The 16,400-nt window shown below is 67.3% G+C and carries 20 protein-coding genes; 12 read left to right on the top strand and 8 right to left on the bottom strand.

Annotated features, from left to right (window positions below; genetic code table 11):
• Nucleotides 1-2 precede the first annotated feature (2 nt).
• From AX737_RS15960 to AX737_RS15910, 12 genes are all read left to right on the top strand, one after another.
• Nucleotides 3-494, top strand: a complete 492-nt coding sequence (locus AX737_RS15960) for a hypothetical protein (protein ID WP_066922901.1) — start codon at nt 3-5, stop codon at nt 492-494.
• 20 nt (nt 495-514) lie between these two features.
• Nucleotides 515-1,564: a DUF2184 domain-containing protein gene (locus AX737_RS15955; RefSeq protein ID WP_066922899.1), complete on the top strand. Its 1,050-nt coding sequence runs from the start codon at nt 515-517 to the stop codon at nt 1,562-1,564.
• A gap of 151 nt (nt 1,565-1,715) precedes the next feature.
• Entirely contained in the window at nt 1,716-2,165 is a 450-nt protein-coding gene (locus tag AX737_RS15950; RefSeq protein ID WP_066922897.1) for a hypothetical protein, read from the top strand.
• A gap of 2 nt (nt 2,166-2,167) precedes the next feature.
• Entirely contained in the window at nt 2,168-2,545 is a 378-nt protein-coding gene (locus AX737_RS15945; RefSeq protein ID WP_066922895.1) for a DUF4054 domain-containing protein, read from the top strand.
• Nucleotides 2,542-3,096, top strand: coding sequence for a hypothetical protein (locus AX737_RS15940; RefSeq protein ID WP_066922893.1), 555 nt, complete (start codon nt 2,542-2,544; stop codon nt 3,094-3,096). Before AX737_RS15945 ends, AX737_RS15940 begins: the two co-directional genes overlap by 4 nt.
• A 3-nt stretch (nt 3,097-3,099) precedes the next feature.
• Nucleotides 3,100-3,486, top strand: coding sequence for a hypothetical protein (locus tag AX737_RS15935; RefSeq protein WP_066922891.1), 387 nt, complete (start codon nt 3,100-3,102; stop codon nt 3,484-3,486).
• Nucleotides 3,487-3,517: 31 nt separating this feature from the next.
• Nucleotides 3,518-4,108 (top strand): hypothetical protein, encoded by a 591-nt coding sequence (locus tag AX737_RS15930; RefSeq protein WP_066922890.1) that lies wholly within the window; start codon nt 3,518-3,520, stop codon nt 4,106-4,108.
• On the top strand, nt 4,108-5,604 hold the full coding sequence (locus AX737_RS15925; protein ID WP_066922887.1) for a DUF3383 domain-containing protein: 1,497 nt from the start codon (nt 4,108-4,110) through the stop codon (nt 5,602-5,604). Before AX737_RS15930 ends, AX737_RS15925 begins: the two co-directional genes overlap by 1 nt.
• 77 nt (nt 5,605-5,681) lie before the next feature.
• The gene (locus AX737_RS15920; protein ID WP_066922885.1) at nt 5,682-6,149 is read left to right on the top strand and encodes a phage protein; all 468 of its coding nucleotides are present in this window, start codon (nt 5,682-5,684) and stop codon (nt 6,147-6,149) included.
• An 11-nt stretch (nt 6,150-6,160) separates the two neighbouring features.
• A complete protein-coding gene (locus AX737_RS15915) occupies nt 6,161-6,646 on the top strand; it encodes a phage tail assembly chaperone (RefSeq protein ID WP_066922884.1) in 486 nt (161 codons plus the stop codon).
• Nucleotides 6,647-6,684: 38 nt separating this feature from the next.
• Entirely contained in the window at nt 6,685-6,843 is a 159-nt protein-coding gene (locus tag AX737_RS34520; protein WP_197430601.1) for a hypothetical protein, read from the top strand.
• Between the two features lie 17 nt (nt 6,844-6,860).
• Nucleotides 6,861-9,812: a phage tail tip lysozyme gene (locus tag AX737_RS15910; protein ID WP_066922882.1), complete on the top strand. Its 2,952-nt coding sequence runs from the start codon at nt 6,861-6,863 to the stop codon at nt 9,810-9,812.
• Between the two features lie 527 nt (nt 9,813-10,339).
• Here AX737_RS15910 and AX737_RS32140 read toward each other — a convergent pair.
• From AX737_RS32140 to AX737_RS15870, 8 genes are all read right to left on the bottom strand, one after another.
• Nucleotides 10,340-11,722 (bottom strand): GIY-YIG nuclease family protein, encoded by a 1,383-nt coding sequence (locus AX737_RS32140; RefSeq protein ID WP_082773074.1) that lies wholly within the window; start codon nt 11,720-11,722, stop codon nt 10,340-10,342.
• Nucleotides 11,723-11,793: 71 nt separating this feature from the next.
• Complete coding sequence (locus tag AX737_RS15900; RefSeq protein WP_066922880.1) at nt 11,794-12,345, bottom strand: phage antirepressor N-terminal domain-containing protein; 552 nt, start codon at nt 12,343-12,345, stop codon at nt 11,794-11,796.
• 214 nt (nt 12,346-12,559) lie between these two features.
• On the bottom strand, nt 12,560-13,567 hold the full coding sequence (locus AX737_RS15895) for a hypothetical protein (RefSeq protein WP_066922879.1): 1,008 nt from the start codon (nt 13,565-13,567) through the stop codon (nt 12,560-12,562).
• Complete coding sequence (locus AX737_RS15890) at nt 13,560-14,102, bottom strand: hypothetical protein (protein ID WP_156453760.1); 543 nt, start codon at nt 14,100-14,102, stop codon at nt 13,560-13,562. The genes AX737_RS15895 and AX737_RS15890 overlap by 8 nt, the downstream gene beginning before the upstream one ends.
• A gap of 14 nt (nt 14,103-14,116) precedes the next feature.
• On the bottom strand, nt 14,117-14,761 hold the full coding sequence (locus AX737_RS15885; RefSeq protein WP_066922877.1) for a hypothetical protein: 645 nt from the start codon (nt 14,759-14,761) through the stop codon (nt 14,117-14,119).
• A gap of 73 nt (nt 14,762-14,834) precedes the next feature.
• Nucleotides 14,835-15,617, bottom strand: coding sequence for a hypothetical protein (locus AX737_RS15880; RefSeq protein WP_066922875.1), 783 nt, complete (start codon nt 15,615-15,617; stop codon nt 14,835-14,837).
• Nucleotides 15,614-15,997 carry a hypothetical protein gene (locus AX737_RS15875; protein WP_066922873.1) on the bottom strand — a complete coding sequence of 128 codons (384 nt, stop codon included), beginning with the start codon at nt 15,995-15,997 and terminating at the stop codon, nt 15,614-15,616. Before AX737_RS15875 ends, AX737_RS15880 begins: the two co-directional genes overlap by 4 nt.
• A complete protein-coding gene (locus AX737_RS15870) occupies nt 15,994-16,362 on the bottom strand; it encodes a hypothetical protein (protein ID WP_066922872.1) in 369 nt (122 codons plus the stop codon). The genes AX737_RS15875 and AX737_RS15870 overlap by 4 nt, the downstream gene beginning before the upstream one ends.
• Nucleotides 16,363-16,400: the final 38 nt, after the last annotated feature.

Here is a 16,400-nt window from a genome sequence, read left to right as displayed (position 1 = left end):
ACATGGTCGCTTTCCTCTACCGGATGGCCGCCGGCATCCCCGGCGACGTGACCCGCGCCGAGTCCGCCGACGTCGCGCCGGGCAACTACGACAGCAGCGCTCCGTTCCCGGCCTACGGCCTGCCCGGCAAGTTCGTCGCCGGCAAGTTCGTGCCGGTCGGCGCGGGTGACACCGCCGCCGTCGTCGCCGGCGTGCTGGTGCGCCCCTTCCCGACGCAGTCCTCGCAGAACGCGCTGGGCGCCGCGGTCCCGCCGACCTCCGGCCACTGCAACGTCCTGCGCCGCGGTCGCATCTCGATCCTGCTCGGCGGCACCGCCCCGGCAGTGAAGGGCGGCACGGTCTACGTGCGCATCGCCGCCCCGGCGGCTGGCAAGCCGATCGGCGGCTTCGAGGCCGCGGCCGACAGCACGAACACCATCGCGCTGCCCGCGACCACGACCTTCGCGGGTCCGGCCGACGCCGGCGCCGTGACCGAGCTCGAGTTCAACATCTGATCCCCGGGAACCTGACCTCCATGTTCCACACTCGCAACATCGTGGGCGTCTCGGCCGCCGCCCTGACCCTGGCCGCCCCCGCCCTGGTCCGCGCCCGCACGCTCGACAGCGGTTTCCAGACCTACGACCGCCGGACGATCGACTCGACCGGCGCCTTCCTCATCGGCGAGCTCGAGCGGCTCGACCAGGAGGATCACGCCCCGCTCTACGCCACGACCTGGGGTCGTGACATCGACCTCCGCGAGGACGTGTCGATGGGCGACGAGGTGTCGAGCTTCACCAACTCGACCTTCGCCTCGGTCGGCGGCACCACCCCGGGCGGCAAGTCCTGGGCTTCGAAGGCCGCCAACCAGATCGCCGGCATCGCGCTCGACATCGGCAAGACGGCCAACCCGCTGCCGATCTGGGCGCAGGAGCTGAAATACTCCCTGCCCGAGCTGGAGTCGGCCATCCGCGCCGGCCGGCCGATCGACGCGCAGAAGTACACCGGCCTGTCGATCAAGCACGACATGGACATCGACGAGCAGGTCTACATCGGCGATGCCGAGCTCGGCATGTTCGGTCTGGCCAACTCGCCGCTGGTCGCTGCCTCCAACGTGGCCAACGGCGCCGCCGCCTCGCCGCTGTGGCGCAACAAGACCGCCGACGAGATCGTGGCGGACATCAACGACGTGCTCACCGCGTCGTGGACCGCCACCGGCTACTCGGTCGTGCCGAGCAAGCTCCTGCTCGCGCCGCTGAAGTTCAGCTACCTCGTGAGCCGCAAGGTCTCCGAGGCCGGCAACATCTCGGTGCTGGAGTACGTGAAGCAGAACTGCATCGCGAACGCCCAGAACGGTCGCCCGCTCGACATCCAGCCGGTGAAGTGGCTCACGGGCCGCGGCGTCGGCGGCACCGACCGCATGCTGGCCTACACCCAGCAGAAGAACCGCGTGCGGTTCCCGATGGTGCCCCTGCAGCGCACCCCGCTGGAGTACCGCTCCCTCTACCAGATCACGACTTACTACGGCCGCCTCGGCGCCGTGGAGTTCGTGTACCCGGAGACGGTCGCCTACGCCGACGGCATGTAAGCCGTCGCGCCGCGCTTTGCGGCGGCGGGCATGGGGTTCCCTGTGCCCGCCTCTCGCGCCCTTTGCCGACGCACGATTCGCTTAGTCCCTTTGCCAGCGGCCCGTCGCGGGCGCCGCTCCCGTCAAGCCTGCGTCCTCCTGGGATCCCGACATGAAGACCATCCACGTCATCAAGGCATTCGTCCTGGCCCTCACCGGCGGCGAGCGCGTTCCCTACTCGGTCGGCACCCACCGCAACGTGCCGGACGAGCACGCCGATCACTGGTTCACCAAGCTGCACTGCGGCGAGCCAGAGGAGTTGCCGGATGGCGTCGTGGATCCGGGCGAGTTCGCCATGCTGCGCCGCCAGGTCGAGAGCCTGAAGGATGCGGGCAGCGAGCGCGACGCCGCCGTGGCCGAGCGTGACGCGGCTGTTGCCGCCCGCGATGCCCTGGTCACCGAGCGCGATGCGGCCAAGGCCGAGATCGCCCGCCTGACCGGTGAGTTGGAGGCCGCCCACGCGCTCATCAGCGAGGCCAGCACGCCCGCTGCGAGCGCCGAGGCGCCCTCGGCCGAGCCGGCCACCGACCCCACCCCGTCCAAGGCCCGTCGGGCCGCCTGACGATGGACCGGCCCACCTTCCGGGCCCTCTTCACCGAGTTCGGTGACGCCGCGATCTACCCGGACGCGGCGATCGACTTCTGGTTGAAGCAGGCGTCGCTGCAACTCGATCCCGGGCGCTGGGCCGAACTCCTCGACCAGGGCCTCGCCCTCTACACCGCGCACAAGCTCGTCTCGGGCCGTGCGAGCGCGAAAGCTGCCGCGAAGGGCGGCGCGGCAAGCGTTGGCGTCGTCGCGTCGAAGTCCATCGACAAGCTCTCGGTGAGCTACGACACGGGGGCGGGCACGATCGCCGGTGCAGGCAACTGGAACACCACCCCCTACGGCGTTCAGTTCTATCAACTGATGCGCATGTTCGGTGCGGGCGGGGCGCAACTGTGACCGTAACGGCCAAGGGCCCCGGCCTCGCCGGGGTGCTGAAGAACGTGCGCGCGCTGACCCGCACGGACGTGCTCGTCGGCGTGCCGGCCGAGAAGGCCGAGCGCCCGTCCGAGCCCGGGGAGACAGGCGAGCGCCCGAACAACGCGGCGCTGGCCTACATCCACGACACCGGCATGCCGGAGCAGAACATCCCGGCCCGTCCCTTCATGGCGCCCGGGATCGCCGAGGGGGAGGGCGCCATCACGAAGGCGTACGCTCTTGCGGGTCAGCAGGCGCTGATCGGCGACGAGGCGGGCATGATCCGGGCGCAGCACATGGCCGGACTCGCGGCGCAGAACGCCATCCGGGGCAAGATCAACGAGGGCATCGCCCCGCCGCTGTCCGAGCGCACGCTGCGGGCGCGCGCCGCCCGCGGGCGCAAGGGCGCGATCAAGGAACTGAAGGCGCGAGCGAAGGGCGAGGCCCCGACGCTCACGAACGCCAAGCCCCTGATCGACACCGGGCAACTCCGGAACTCCATCACCTACGTCATCCGGCCGCGCGGGGAGTAGCCGATGCCCCTCCTCGACGCCTCCGAACTCATCGACGATCCCGACTTCGCGGCCGAGCCCGGCACGCTGTTCCTGCTCACCCGGGCGCAGGGGATCGGCGAGAACGGGCGCACCCGCACCACGTCGGCGCGCACGCCCCTGGAGGGTGTGGCAATGCCGGCCTCGGGCTCGATGCTCGACCTGCTGCCGGACGGCGCGCGGGCGAGCGGCGCCATCGCGGTCTACACCCGCACCAAGCTCTCGGTGCAGACCGAGCGCTCGGCGGCCGATCGGATCGAGTACCTCGGCGCGCTCTACACGGTCTCGGCCCTGTCCGACTTCAGCCCCTACGGCTCCGGCTTCTGCGCCGCCGTCTGCACGCTGACCGACCTGACCGCCCAGCCGGTCTGACGCTCCCCTCCCCCGACGCGAGACACCGCCGATGGCCAACACATCCGCCAGCGGCGGATACCTCGCGCCTGTCGGTCCGCAGCCGACGCAGGACGACGCGTTCGAGGATCAGATCCAGGCGGCGATCGCCGGCATCACCGGACTGCCCGGCGATCTGGTTCGCCCGCGCTGGCAGGCCGAGCCGCCCCCGCAACCGCCCGCGGACGCGGACTGGGCGGCGCTCGGCGTCACCGAGGTGACCCCCGACGCCAACGCCTACGTTCGCCACGACAGCCGGGGCGACGGCTCGGACCATCTGCGCCGGCACGAGAGCGTGGAGATCCTCGTCTCGTTCTACGGCCCCAACGCCTGGGGCTACGCCGCGCGCCTGCGTGACGGTCTCGCGATCCCCCAGAACCGCGAGGCGCTCTACCGCGCGAACATGGCGCTTGCCGACATCGGCAAGGCCATCGCGGCCCCCGCCCTCACCAACGGGCAGTGGGTGCGCCGCATCGACCTGTCGCTCCGCGTCCGACGCCAGATCGACCGGACATACAGCGTCCTCAACCTCGTCGCCGCCAGCGGCGTCGTCCGGACCGGCCACGCGGCCCTCCCCTTTTCGTCACAGAAGGCGCAGCCCTGATGGTTCAGGCCCTCTCCGTCTCCAACATCGTCAACGTCACGCTGTCGCTCGCCCGTATCGCGGCGCAGCCCGGCAACTTCGGCACGCTGCTCACCCTCACGGACAGCCCCGCCATCGACCAGCAGGAGCGCCTGCGCACCTACACCGATTCCCTGTCGGTGGGCCTCGACCACGGCACGAGCTCGCCCGTGTTCGCGGCGGCGAACCTCTACTTCAGCCAGAAACCGCGCCCGAAGGTGCTCTACGTCGGCCGCTGGGTGCGCACCGATGCGGCGGGCATCCTGCGCGGCACGATCCTCAACCCGACCCAGCGCGCGCTCGCGAACTTCACCGCGGTGAAGACCGGCGCGCTGAAGCTCTCCATCAACGGAACGCTGCGCGAGGTCACCGGGCTCGACTTCTCGAGCGCGACCAACATCAACGGCGTCGCCTCCATTCTCCAGTCGGCGCTCGCCGCGCTCGCCGCCGGCACCACGGTGAAGTTCGACGCGGTGCAGAGCCGCTTCATCCTCACCGCGCCCAGCGCCGGCACCGCCTCGGTGCTGCTCTACCCCGTGGCGCCGAGCGCGGGCGTGAACGTCGCCGCGCTGTTCGGCCTGAACGCCGCGCAGGGCGCGCTCGCGGTGCCCGGCGTCGCCGCCGAGGCGCTGATCGACGCGGTGCTCGCGCTCGCTGACGCCTCGTCCGAGTGGTACGGCCTCACGGTGGCGACCGACGCCATCCCCGAGATCGACGACCAGATGGCGGTCTCGGCCTACATCGAGGGCTCGGAGCGCGCGCGCATCTTCGCCTCGACCATCGTCGACACCACGGTGCTGGACCCGACCAACAACACCGATCTCGGCTCGGTGGCGAAGGACTTCGGCTACCGCCGCACCCTCTCGCAGTATTCGTCCTCCTCGATCCACGCGATCAATTCGCTGATCGGGCGGATGTTCACGGTCAACTTCAAGGCCAACCGCTCCACCATCACGCTCAAGTTCAAGAACGAGCCGGGCGTGAAGGCCGAGCGTCTGACGCAGACCCAGGCGAACACGCTGAAGGCGAAGAACGTCAACGTCTTCGTCCAGTACGCCAACGACACCGCCATCATCCAGCAAGGCGTGATGGCGGACGGCACCTTCGCCGACGAGGTGCACGGTCTCGACTGGCTCGTCTCCGAGATCCAGACCGAGGTGTTCAACGAACTCGCGCAGTCGACCACGAAGATCCCGCAGACCGACGCCGGCATGATGCGGATCGCCAACGCGATCACGCGGGCCTGCGAGCGCGGCGTCAACAACGGCCTGCTCGCCCCCGGCCAGTGGAACGGCGACCCGGTCGGCACCATCGAGACCGGCGACATGCTCGCGACCGGCTTCGCGGTGATCTACGGCCTCGTCGCGGATCAGGCCCAGGCCGACCGCGAGGCGCGCCACGCCGTGCCGTTCCAAGTGCTCGTGAAGCTCGCGGGCGCCGTCCACGACGTGGACGTGCTGCTCACGGTCAACCGCTGAGCCCGACCGGCGCGCCGCCCACGCCGCGGCGCGCCCCCGCCCTGACCCGTTCCCGTTCTTCCTGAGGAGGCGCGCTCATGCCCGCGTACTCGTTCCTCGATTTCACCGGCACCCTGGCCGGTCCCTTCGGCTCCCTCGACCTCAGCGCGCAGAGCGCGGCGGCCGCGGAGGAGGGCATCGAGATCGACATGACGGAGGACAAGTCCTCCATGATCATCGGCGCCGGCGGCGCCGGGCAGCACAACCTGCACGGCACCCGCGCCGGTCGCGTGACCATCCACCTCCTGAAGGTGAGCCCGGTCAACGCGAAGCTCCTGCAGCTCTACAAGCTCCAGACGACCAACACCGCTGTCTACCACGGGCGCAACACGCTGACCCTCGGCAACGTGGCCAGCGGTGATTTCTACACCTGTCTGCGCGGCGCCTTCGTGAAGCTGCCGAAGAACTCCTACAGCAAGTCCGGCCCGGCTCTGGACTGGATGCTCGACTTCATCGTCATTGACCCGAACCTCGGCGTCAACGGCCTCGACCAGCCCCTGATCTGAGGAAGCACCCCATGGCCGAGTTCGTCGTCGGATCGCACACCTACCGCTCGGGCAAGCTCGACGGCATGACCCAGTTCCACGTGCTGCGCCGTCTCACGCCTGTGGTCGCGGCCCTGGTGGAGGCCCGCCAGAGCCTCGTGCAGGCCAAGGTTGCGCCCGCCGATGGCTCGGACGAGGGGGCCGAGGCCCCGAAGCCCGAGGCCTCCACCGATACCCTCGCCGCCATCGCCATCCCGATCGCCAAGGCGGTCGGCGCGATGTCGGACGAGGACTCGGAGTACGTCCTCAACAAGTGCTTCGCGGTGGTCTCGCGCCGTCAGGGCAGCGAGGCGCAGCCGACGTGGTCCCTGCTCTACCGCAAGGGCGCGGGTCTGATGTTCAACGATCTCTCCGCCCTGGAGATGCTCGCGATCGCCCAGCAGGTGATCCAGGAGAACATCGGCCCTTTTGGGCCCGGCAACGCTTTCACGTCGATCGGCGGGAGAGCGGCGGCGTAGAGTTCGACCCCGTCGCCCTCCCCGACGAAGAGGGGTGGATGTGGCGCCCCGTTGAGCGAGGGCTCTGCAAAGCGGAGAGCCTATTCGACGGGACCTTCGACCTCTGCGACATCGCGCGCATGAACGAGGTGATTGATATCTCTTTGGAGAATCAAGCGCGCGCCAATGCAGCCGCAGAGAAGAACAACGGCCGTTGAGATCCTGAGGCTTATTTGTGAACAACATACTTCAGGACTTCTTTTACGCCCTTGGCTTCAAGGTCGATGAGGCCAGCGTCCGGCGCGCGAAGGCGGCGCCGGACGAGGTGGCGTCCGCTGTCGAGGTGGCAGAGTCGCGCGCCACGAAGGCGACCGTGCAGGGCGCGGCGAAGCGGATCATCGAGACCAACCGCGAGCGCGGCGTCAGGACGAAGGGGGCCGCCGCCCACATCGCCGACCTGAAGCGCCAGCAGGCGGCCGAAGCGAAAGCCGCGAAGGCGAGCGCGGAGGCTCGGGAGACCGAGACCACAGCCAACAAGCGCGCTGCGCAATCCCATGAAGACCGCACTGCGGCTTTCGTCAAGGGCTCCTTGGCGATGGTGGCGGCTATCCAGGCCGCCGCGGTCGGTATTACGGCGGCTGTGGACAATATCGCGTCCGGCTTGGAGCGTGCGTACTATACGAGCAAGCGCACGAACAGCAGCGTCAAAGATCTCAAGGCGTTCGCCTATGCGGCGGAGCAGTTGGGCGTATCGTCTGAGACTGCAATTCAGTCAGTCGAAGCGCTCGCCAAGAACATGCGCGACTCCCCTGGCTATGAGACGATGCTGAAAAACCTTGGGGTCCAGACGCGGGATGCCAATGGCGACCTCATCGGCACTGTAAAGCTTATCGAAGAACTGAAGCGTGCTTTTACAGAGCAGCCGCGGCATCAGGCCAATTCCTTCGCCAATGCGATGGGTCTGCATGAAGATCTCGTTCGCATGCTTCGCAGCAACGAAGTAGATAAGCTCACCAAGGAATACAACGACAGTCTCGCCAAGATGGGCGTCGATCCGGACAAGGCTGCGGCTGGCGCGGTCGTGTTCGAGAATGCGATGCGTCGCATGTTCGCGGCTATCGACGGCCTGAAAATCCGGATCGGTGGCGCGGTATTCGACAAGTTCTCTGCGCAGATCGAACGATTCACCAAGTACCTACACGACAACGCCGATCAGATTACGAAATCCGTAATCAACATTGGGGAAACGCTCCTTCGGCTCGCGAAGCGTGTTGTGGATTTGGTGGAGGCATTTACGCGCCTCGATCCCGGTACGCGATCCTTCGTTCTGCAAATGGCAGCGATTGCGGGGGCACTGCTTTTCCTCAAGAGCGGGCCTGTCGCAGCTCTGTTGGCGCTCTCGGCGGCCATCGTCGTCCTCTACGACGATTATAAGAAGTGGCGCGAGGGCTCGACAGACAATCTTGTCGATTGGGACAAATGGGCCCCGGCCGTTGAGAATTTACTAGCGGCGCTCAAGTCACTCTGGGAAGGTTTCGATCGCGCGGCGAAGGCGTTGACCGGGCAGGACGGCTTGACCGTGGCGTTCGCAGCGTTCGCGGTGGTGCTCACGGCGAAGGTTTTGGCCCCGCTCGGGAAGGTCGTCGGCCTCCTTGGCTCCCTCGGGAGCATGCGTCCCCCGGGGTGGATGCTCGCGCTCCTGGGCGTCGGCGTCGCGGCGAAGGTGGCAAACGACAATGGGATCCTCGACGGCGGCGCCGGCTCCCGGTCATGGCACGAGAGCATTCTCCGCACGCTTGATCCGGGCATCGCAGATCGGATCTACGGGCAGACTTCGCAGGACGCTGCGCGCGGGCCCAACATCGTCAGCCGAGGTCTCGGTTGGGTGAAGGAGAAGGTCGGACTCGGTGGGGATCCGGCTGGGGGCGGTACAAGCCGAATCGGTAAGCTCGCGCAGAATGGGAATGCGCGGGCTATGATGGAGGAGTTGAGCGCCGCAGGGTACTCCGATGAGGCGATCGCCGCCATGCTCGGCTCTGCACAGACCGAAAGCACCTTCAACCCTCGTGCGCGCAACGAGGTGGCGGGCGGCCACACCGGCCTGTTCCAATGGGACAAGAACCGCTGGCCCAAGATCAAGAAGTGGATTGAGGACCAGGGTGGCGACCCCTACGACGCACGCTGGCAGACGAAGGGCGCCATCGCAGAACTCGATGCCAAGCCCGGCGACCCGCTCTACGACAGCCGGCGGACCGAGAAAGCTGGCAAGATCCTCCGCAACCCGCGCGACCTTGACCACGCGATGGAGGGAATCCGCGAGTTTGAGCGGTATGGGGTCGGCGAGGAGGGCAACCGGGGCGCGCACGCACGAGGCTGGCTCCCAATCGTCAAGGGCAAGCCGGAGGAGGGCGGCGCCGTTGAGAGAGGGCATCATCCTCTAGGCGGCCAGGGCCGGCTTTCCTCCCGGTTCGGGATGCGCCGTCATCCCAAAACAGGCGAGATGAAGCATCACAACGGCATCGACTTGGCAGCCCCCGAGGGGACAGATGTGCAGGCGATGCGCGATGGCATCGTGTCGATTAACCGCGAAGGCGATGTAACCGTACGGCACCCGGACGGGTCTTCTTCGACATATCGTCACATTGTGCCGAGCGTCCGAAATGGAGACGCGGTAAAGGGTGGCGGACAAATTGGAAAAATTGGGCCCACTGACGGTAGGTCCACAGGCCCGCACCTTCATCTCGAGTTGAGGGATAAGGATGGCAACTTAGTCGATCCTCAGTCCTCCCTGGAGCGGAAGCAGAGTGCGGCCTCGCCTGAGGTCGATGCTGCCGTTGATCGACTGAAGCGTGTAGCGCTCGACACGGCCGGCAAGGTTGAGCAAACCCTGATCGCCTATCCGCGAGCTTGGATGGACCAAGCTGAAACGTCTCTCGGCAAGGGTCCTTCACGTCTCGATGCCGTCGACAATTGGCGGCGGCGGCCGGCGTTCGAGACTGCACCTTTAGGTGCCGGCGGAACATCTGCAGGCAAGACCATCATTGATAATCGAGTATTCAATGAGGGAACTCGCACGACGACCGTCAATGGCGTCTCTGAGCCGAAGACCGCAGCAGATCAGGTAATTGGCGCTGAGAATCGACAACGTTCCAATATGATCGGACAGTTCCAGAACCGATATGCTTAGTGCTATTCGGATTGCGCCTTGAGGATGGCGCGCTTCACTGTAGGGGGCACGTAGCCAACCCAGTGAGGCTTCCCGTTCTCAAGGCGATAGCCCCAAGCATGAGCCATGTCTGCGGTAAACAGTATGTTGACCTCGTCCTGCCAACATGCGCGGGGTCGGCATACTCTGGAATAATAGTGTTTCTCGCCGTCTATTCGAACAAGTCTGAATGGCATATCAATGCCATCACCATCCCTTATAAATTTCCCCAACCACGGCGGCACGTTCGCTTCTTGCTTTAGCAGATCCGAGAATGCTGCAGATCCCGCTGGTGTCTGGATGGTGTCTCGCAGGTAGATGCCGGGCGGGCGCGCATCTTCGGCCATAGCGGCCGACATGGACCAGAGGAGATGCCCAGCGATGGTGATTACGGCTACGGCGCGCATGGCCAACCCATAACGCGCGAGAGTCAATGAAGGGTAATGCCGGCAGGAGAAGTCCGGGCGGGTCTAGCCGGTCCCGGCGCTCGACCGGCCGGTGCGGTCCCCTCAGTCTTGCGTGCCCGCTGTGAGTGCGCCCCAGATCCGAGCGAGCTTCCTCGGCGGTATGCCTCGCTTGCCGTGCTCATAGTCGAGGATCAACCATACCGGGACGCCGGACGCCTCGGATAGGCGGACCCGAGACCACGACAGCGCCTTTCTGCGCCGCGCTACCTCCTCTGGACCGAAGTCGGCCGGGGCGGACGGCTCGGGCTTGATCGGCACCGCAAGGTCAAGCCCGAGCGCGACAAGGGCCCGCTCGATCTTGGCGAGCTTGTAGCCGGGCATCGGTCGGGCGCCCCGCTCGTAATCCCTGATCAACCAAGCTGGAACACCTGATATCTCCGAGAGAGCGTCCTGCGTAATCTTGGCCCTCTCGCGGTAAATTGGCAGGTTTTGGGGACTAAAGTCGGCTGTATATTCGGAAGACAACTCAGAAATATGACATATTTCTACGCCGGCCTCAGTCAAGGCGCGCTCGATCTTCGCAAGCTTGTGGACTGGCATTGGCCGAACGCCTGTCTCAAAGTTTTCAATCGTCCCGCGCCCTACACCTGTCAATTCGTACAGTCGAGGGCGTGACCAGCCCAATTGATCCCGCGCGGCGAACAGTTGAGCACCTGTAATTGTCGGTGGCGGCCCGATTTGTTCGGCACGTTTGGCCCATGTCTCCCGCCGAGCCTTCCATGAACGCCTGCGCGCATCGCTCCGCGCTTCGGGAGATTGTGCCGCGACCGTTTTCTTGGCGCGGGCGCTTAGCCCCTCTGGACCGAGGGTGGCCACGGCGGCGCGTGCTCGTGCTTTCCGACCTTCGGGCCCGAGGGTGGCGAGTGCTTTCGCGGCGTTGGCCCGCAGGTCCGCCGGGGACAGTGCGGCTCTGGTCGCTGACAATCGGGCGCGCATTGCAGCTGGCCCCATTGTTATATGGGCTTTCCGTATTGTTGCTTGCCTCGCCTCCAAGGTCAGGCTAGCGCAGCCGGCCTTGTTCAAGGCTGAATAGTAAGCCTTGAACCCTTCTGGATCCTCTTTCCTCCATAATTCTATCCGCGCGACGTTGGCTTTTATAGCAGATAGGATATCCTCACCTCCATCGGATATGTTGTATCCCCGATCTCGTTTGGTTGTCCCCAGCTCCGATATCAGAGTCTTCTCAGCCGCTAAAGACTCTTCGTACCCGGCCAGATCCGCAATCACTTCAAAAGCGAAAACTTCCTCACCGTACTTGCGGATTGAGTTATATAGAGGATGCCTTGGCTTGTCGCCACGACGGGACCAATTCAGGTGAGCTTGTTTTCTGCGCTCATATTCTTTGGAGCGTCCTACATATATCTTACCATTGACGGTATTAGTAATGGTGTAGATGGTGTAGATCGTCGGAGGTGGAGCGCCCATTAGCTTCGCCTCTAGCACAAAACAAGAACATTTGGAAGTCAGAGACGCCCGTGGCCCGCTGTCAGGTGGCCCTAAGGCGCAGGCGGGCTCGGCGGTGCCAGCGGCAGCGCGCCTTGATCCGGCGGCGCGCCCATTTCCGTCACGTCGGGTAGGCCGAGCGAACGCCAGAGCGCCGCAGCTGCCCGCGGCCCGAAGATCAGCCGGGCCTCCGTCACGATCTGCCGCCGCACCTTCAGCGGCTCGCGCCGGGCGTCCGGCGCCTCGGGCGCCCGGTCCGCCACGCCGTAGAAGTGCCGGAAAAGAGCCTCGTGACATTCGGCTTGATAGACCAGCACGGCGGCCCGGCACTCGGCCCGCACGCGGCGGACCTCAATGCCGAACAGCCACCCCGGCAGGAGTGGCAGGCGGAGGCAGAGCGCGTCCTGCGTGCCGCCCTCGGAAGGTATTGCCATGACGGCAATCCCTCGGGCCATCACCACATCGCGCTTGGTTCGGCGGTACTGCGCGGACCAGTCGAGCCCGAGCCGGTCGGCGATCGGCTTGAGGGCGATGTAGACCCCATCCGCGCGCTCGACGGCGAACACGGTGTCGGCGTGGAACGGGACGGTCACGACGTTCTGCATGGGTCGTCTCCCTTGAGGATGCGGCGCAGTAGGGCGTGGCGGAGGGGCACTCAGGCGCCCTCCACGAGGCGGCGCCTCACGAAGGCGGGGAGCGCCGCCCGCTGCCGCGGGCCGTCGAGCTGCCGGGCTGCGCTCGCGGCGGGGTAGTTGGGCGGCGGGCGCGCCATTCCTGATAAGGGCGCCAGAGTGCCACTGGGCGCGCCCGCCTCGCCGCTCACGCGGCGTCCGGAATGGGGGTGACGGAGGCGACACGCGTCCTATGGGTGTCAGGGCCGCGGTGGTCGCCCCCGCCTTTTCTCCACTCGCACCAGAGCAAGCGAAGAAATCGCTTCTCAACGTACCGCTGAGCGCGGTTGTGAGCATGTCCTTTCGTCTCGACGCGCGGCAGTTCGTATAGTTTCCGTGCGTCGTAGATCTCTTTCAGCGGCCCGCCAGCCTTCATGATGCAGGCGCCGATATTCCAGACGACGGAGCGCCGCGCCGGCGAATACCCATGGTCGAGCGCCGCCGCTCCCGTGGTCCGCCGCTGCCGCCCATCCGGCATGATGGCCAGACCCATGCGCTTCCATAGCTTGGCCGGGTTCGCGTAGGCGCCGAGATCGCCGGCCTCGCCCACGATCGCTGCTAGCGAGAGCAGCCCGACGCCGCGCGTACCCTCGACCCACGGCGCGACCGGGAGCGCCTTCGCCAGCTTGACGAGCCGCTTCTCCACGGCCGCCCGGTGCTTCGCGATGCTGTCCCGTGCCTCGGTTAACGGGAAGGTCGCCGCGAGGGCGATGTCGGCCAGAGGATGCGAGCCCTTGCCGTAGGCGGCGCCGTAGATGCGATCCGCTTCCGCCTTGTCACCGCCCTCCGCGAGGCGGCGGCACAGCGCCTTGGCCTGAAGCGTCAGCGCCTTCTCAGCGCGATGCCAGGCTTGGCGGCGGCGCCACTGCTCACGGAGCTCGGCGATTTGGTCGGCGAGGTCGGCAGGCGGTACTTGGGGTTCGCAGGACGAAGGGCCGACCTCGCCCTCGCCAGCCTCGCGGCTGACGATCTCTGAATGGGGTGCGAGACCGGCAGCGCTTCTATGGGGCGCATCGGAACAGTGGCCGGCCTCGCGATCGGCGCTGGCGCCGATCTCGGAATGGGGTGCGGCGGGCGGCGTGCCATCATTGGGGGACAAATCCCTTCTGGCCGCCCGGCCGCGCCGGGGCTTGCCCGGCAACTCGATCCTATCCACGACGCGCCTCCGTCTGCAATTCGCGCAAGCGGCGCTCGTTGAGCACGTCGCCGACCTTCTTCGCGTGCGGCACGCTCTGGGCGATCAGGCGGAGCCATCGGGCTTTGTCCGCCATGTCCGCGCTCTGCGCCTCGTAGAACGAGGCCGCCGCGGCAATCTCCTCCCGGGTCGCCTCACCGAGGCGCTTGCCGCCGGGTAACGGGAACATGGCCAGCGTGCCGGCCGCGAGCTGAGCGACTCGGCGCGCATCCTCCGGGGCCCGTCGCTGAGGCGCGGCCGCGGCCTCTTGGCGGGACGCCGCGGGTGCAGCCCAAACCGAACGCCGAGCCTGCCGGACTTGAACGGCCACGGCCGTGTAGCAGGCGGTGGCGAGCAAGGGATCGGTGAGCGCGTCCCGCAAGGCGCGATCCCGGCGCACGCGCGCCTCGAGCGCGACCGAAGCGGTGCGGACATCGCCATTGGCCGTTTTCAGCGCGGCGCGGGCGGCTTGGGCAACAGCGTCAGCCGACGAATTTCGTTGCGATGCGGTGGCCATAGCCATCCCCTCCCCTACGATCCGGCCGGTTCAGCGATGGCGAGAACGTCGCGCACGAGACCGGCCAGCAGGGCTTGGGCAGGCTTGTTGCCGGCCTCTATGTCCTGCTCAGCGATGCGCGCCTTCACGGCAAGCCCAGCAGGCGTGTGGGCGGTCGCTGCGCTGATGTGGTCTTCGATCTCGCTGACGCGCTCGCAGGCCTCCTCCCAAGCCGAATCCGCGGCCGTCAGCCCGCATGCGTCGTGTGTGGCTTGGCAGGCGGCGCGCCACGCATCGAACGCTGCGACGATCTCGGTCGCGCGCACCGCGCGCGGCGTCTGCGGCCCATGCACCATCGCCCGCATCCAAGATGCCTTCCCGTCACAGGCGCTGGTGCCGACGCTGTACCAGCGCCGCCCGTCGCCGCGGGCTGAGGTGAAGTGGGCGATGTCGAGGGCGTCATCGCCCTCCCGGTACAGCACGGCCTCGGGAAGTCCCGGCGCGGCGCGGTGCGCGGCGGTTGCACACGCATCCGCATGCTCGCTGACGGCCTCGCGTGCAGCAACCGCCTCGCGCCAGCGCCGGCCGAGCGCCAGGAGGGCAGTATCGGGGTTCAGGGCGAATGCTGCCGTGGCGATCGGCAGCGCGGCCAGCGGCGCGGCCGCGAGGCCCGCCAGCATGCCCCGGCGCGATGGAGCGTGATTCATTGATCCCATGGTGTGGGCTCCAGAGGTGCGAGGGAGCGAGGCGCGACTAGCTGCGCGCACCGGACTTGCGCTGCGGGGCGGGGGCGGCAGCCACCTCAGGGCCGCGCAGAGAGGCGTGCTGGTGTTCCAGCGCATCGAGACCGACGCCCGACACGATGGCGGCGCTACGGAGAAGGTTCGGCCACGCGCCGCCCTCATCCTTCCACCGATACCCGCCGACGACGCGGACCAGGGCCGCCAATCCTTCTGGGGTGGTGGCGACACACGCCGAGAGCGCCCCGGTGGCCTCCCCCCGCACGCGCTCAGCCTCCCGCTTCCTAGCCTCGGCGGCCTTCAGCCCTGCGCGGGCTTCCGCGGCCTCAACCCTGCTGTCGAAAGCGTCCGCCTGCGGGAGCAGTGCCTTCCATCTGCGGATGCGATGCGGCGTGAGCCCGCCACGCCCCAGGTGCGGCACAGCCCCCGCGATGGCACGGCGGAGGCCTGCCCCCGTCCACACTGCTGCGCTGAACCCGCTTTCGTCTCGTGGCGGGGTCCAGCGGAACCGCACGCGCATCCGGACGAACACGTTGTTGAGACAGTCGTCCTGCCGCTGCTCCCACGGGGTCCGAGCCAGGGAGGCGGGCCACTCCGAAAGTACGGGGTGAACGATGTCACGCGCGGCGTTGAGTTCGCGCAGCGAGTCCGCAAGCACCTCGCCGGCTTGGCGCCACTGCCGCTCAAGCCTCAGTATCTCGGCGTCAGGGTGGGCGGTCGCCAGCGCGGGTGCGGCGGTGAGCGGCGCGAGCGCGAAGGCGCCGAGTAGCCCGCGGCGGTTGAAGGGGCGGCTCATCGTCCGCCCTCCCGCCAGTTCTGGCCCGCCGCAGCCAGCACGACGGCAGCGCGCGCGCTCGGCAGCGTGGCGGGCGGCGACAGGAACCTATTGCCCGCCGCGTTGAGCGTCGGGTTCTCCTGGCACCACTCGCGCCGGAACTTCATGATCGCGAGAGACTGCCTGTAGTCCTCGCGGTGCTGCATCCCGTTCCGCTCGATCAGGGTCTCGCCGTACTCGACGGCCAGCCAATCCGCGTAGGCGTCGAGAAGCCCAGGTGTGACGGGCTGGGCGACGGCCGTGGGCGCGCCGATGAGCGTCACGCCGCCGCCGATGAGCGGGAGCGAGACGAGGCCTCGGAGGAAGCCGCGGCGGGCAGGGCTCAGCCCTGCGGCGCTCACTGGCGCACCTCCGCGGCTTCTGCCGCGATCAAGGCGGCGACGGTGGAGTAGATCCGATCCTGTGCGAGACTGAGCATGCCGACCATGCGCTCAAGCTCAAGGATCGTGGCGCCGATGTCGCCGAGCACGCCGGGCATCTCAGCCGGGCCGCTCTCGCGCAGGGCGGCGAGGTTCGTCATCAGGTCGGCGCGCGGCATCGAGACGATGCGGGCGGCGCCGAGTGTGGTGCTCAGGTGCTTGTCGCACCACGCCCGCTCATCGACCATCAGGTCTCCGGCCTTGGGCTCGGGCGCAGGCGCCTGCGGGCGGAGCCCGACCTGCGCGAGGCGGATCACGTTATCGGTGCTATGGGGCAGAAGGGACATCGGTGGGCCTCCTTGGCTCCGGGGTGTCGAGAATTGAG

This window comes from Methylobacterium sp. CCH5-D2 (genome assembly GCF_001556475.1).
GTDB classification, from domain to species: Bacteria; Pseudomonadota; Alphaproteobacteria; order Rhizobiales; family Beijerinckiaceae; genus Methylobacterium; species Methylobacterium hispanicum.
This window is presented reverse-complemented; position numbering and strand designations above follow the sequence as displayed.

Bases quoted from the DNA above. Each gene is read 5' to 3' on its own strand.
- AX737_RS15870 (WP_066922872.1), bottom strand. From the start codon at position 16,362: ATGTCCCTTCTGCCCCATAGCACCGATAACGTGATCCGCCTCGCGCAG.
- AX737_RS15955 (WP_066922899.1), top strand. From the start codon at position 515: ATGTTCCACACTCGCAACATCGTGGGCGTCTCGGCCGCCGCCCTGACC.
- AX737_RS15900 (WP_066922880.1), bottom strand. From the start codon at position 12,345: ATGCAGAACGTCGTGACCGTCCCGTTCCACGCCGACACCGTGTTCGCC.
- AX737_RS15915 (WP_066922884.1), top strand. From the start codon at position 6,161: ATGGCCGAGTTCGTCGTCGGATCGCACACCTACCGCTCGGGCAAGCTC.
- AX737_RS15945 (WP_066922895.1), top strand. From the start codon at position 2,168: ATGGACCGGCCCACCTTCCGGGCCCTCTTCACCGAGTTCGGTGACGCC.
- AX737_RS15935 (WP_066922891.1), top strand. From the start codon at position 3,100: ATGCCCCTCCTCGACGCCTCCGAACTCATCGACGATCCCGACTTCGCG.
- AX737_RS15890 (WP_156453760.1), bottom strand. From the start codon at position 14,102: ATGGCCACCGCATCGCAACGAAATTCGTCGGCTGACGCTGTTGCCCAA.
- AX737_RS34520 (WP_197430601.1), top strand. From the start codon at position 6,685: ATGTGGCGCCCCGTTGAGCGAGGGCTCTGCAAAGCGGAGAGCCTATTC.
- AX737_RS15925 (WP_066922887.1), top strand. From the start codon at position 4,108: ATGGTTCAGGCCCTCTCCGTCTCCAACATCGTCAACGTCACGCTGTCG.
- AX737_RS32140 (WP_082773074.1), bottom strand. From the start codon at position 11,722: ATGGGCGCTCCACCTCCGACGATCTACACCATCTACACCATTACTAAT.
- AX737_RS15885 (WP_066922877.1), bottom strand. From the start codon at position 14,761: ATGCTGGCGGGCCTCGCGGCCGCGCCGCTGGCCGCGCTGCCGATCGCC.
- AX737_RS15950 (WP_066922897.1), top strand. From the start codon at position 1,716: ATGAAGACCATCCACGTCATCAAGGCATTCGTCCTGGCCCTCACCGGC.
- AX737_RS15960 (WP_066922901.1), top strand. From the start codon at position 3: ATGGTCGCTTTCCTCTACCGGATGGCCGCCGGCATCCCCGGCGACGTG.
- AX737_RS15930 (WP_066922890.1), top strand. From the start codon at position 3,518: ATGGCCAACACATCCGCCAGCGGCGGATACCTCGCGCCTGTCGGTCCG.
- AX737_RS15920 (WP_066922885.1), top strand. From the start codon at position 5,682: ATGCCCGCGTACTCGTTCCTCGATTTCACCGGCACCCTGGCCGGTCCC.
- AX737_RS15880 (WP_066922875.1), bottom strand. From the start codon at position 15,617: ATGAGCCGCCCCTTCAACCGCCGCGGGCTACTCGGCGCCTTCGCGCTC.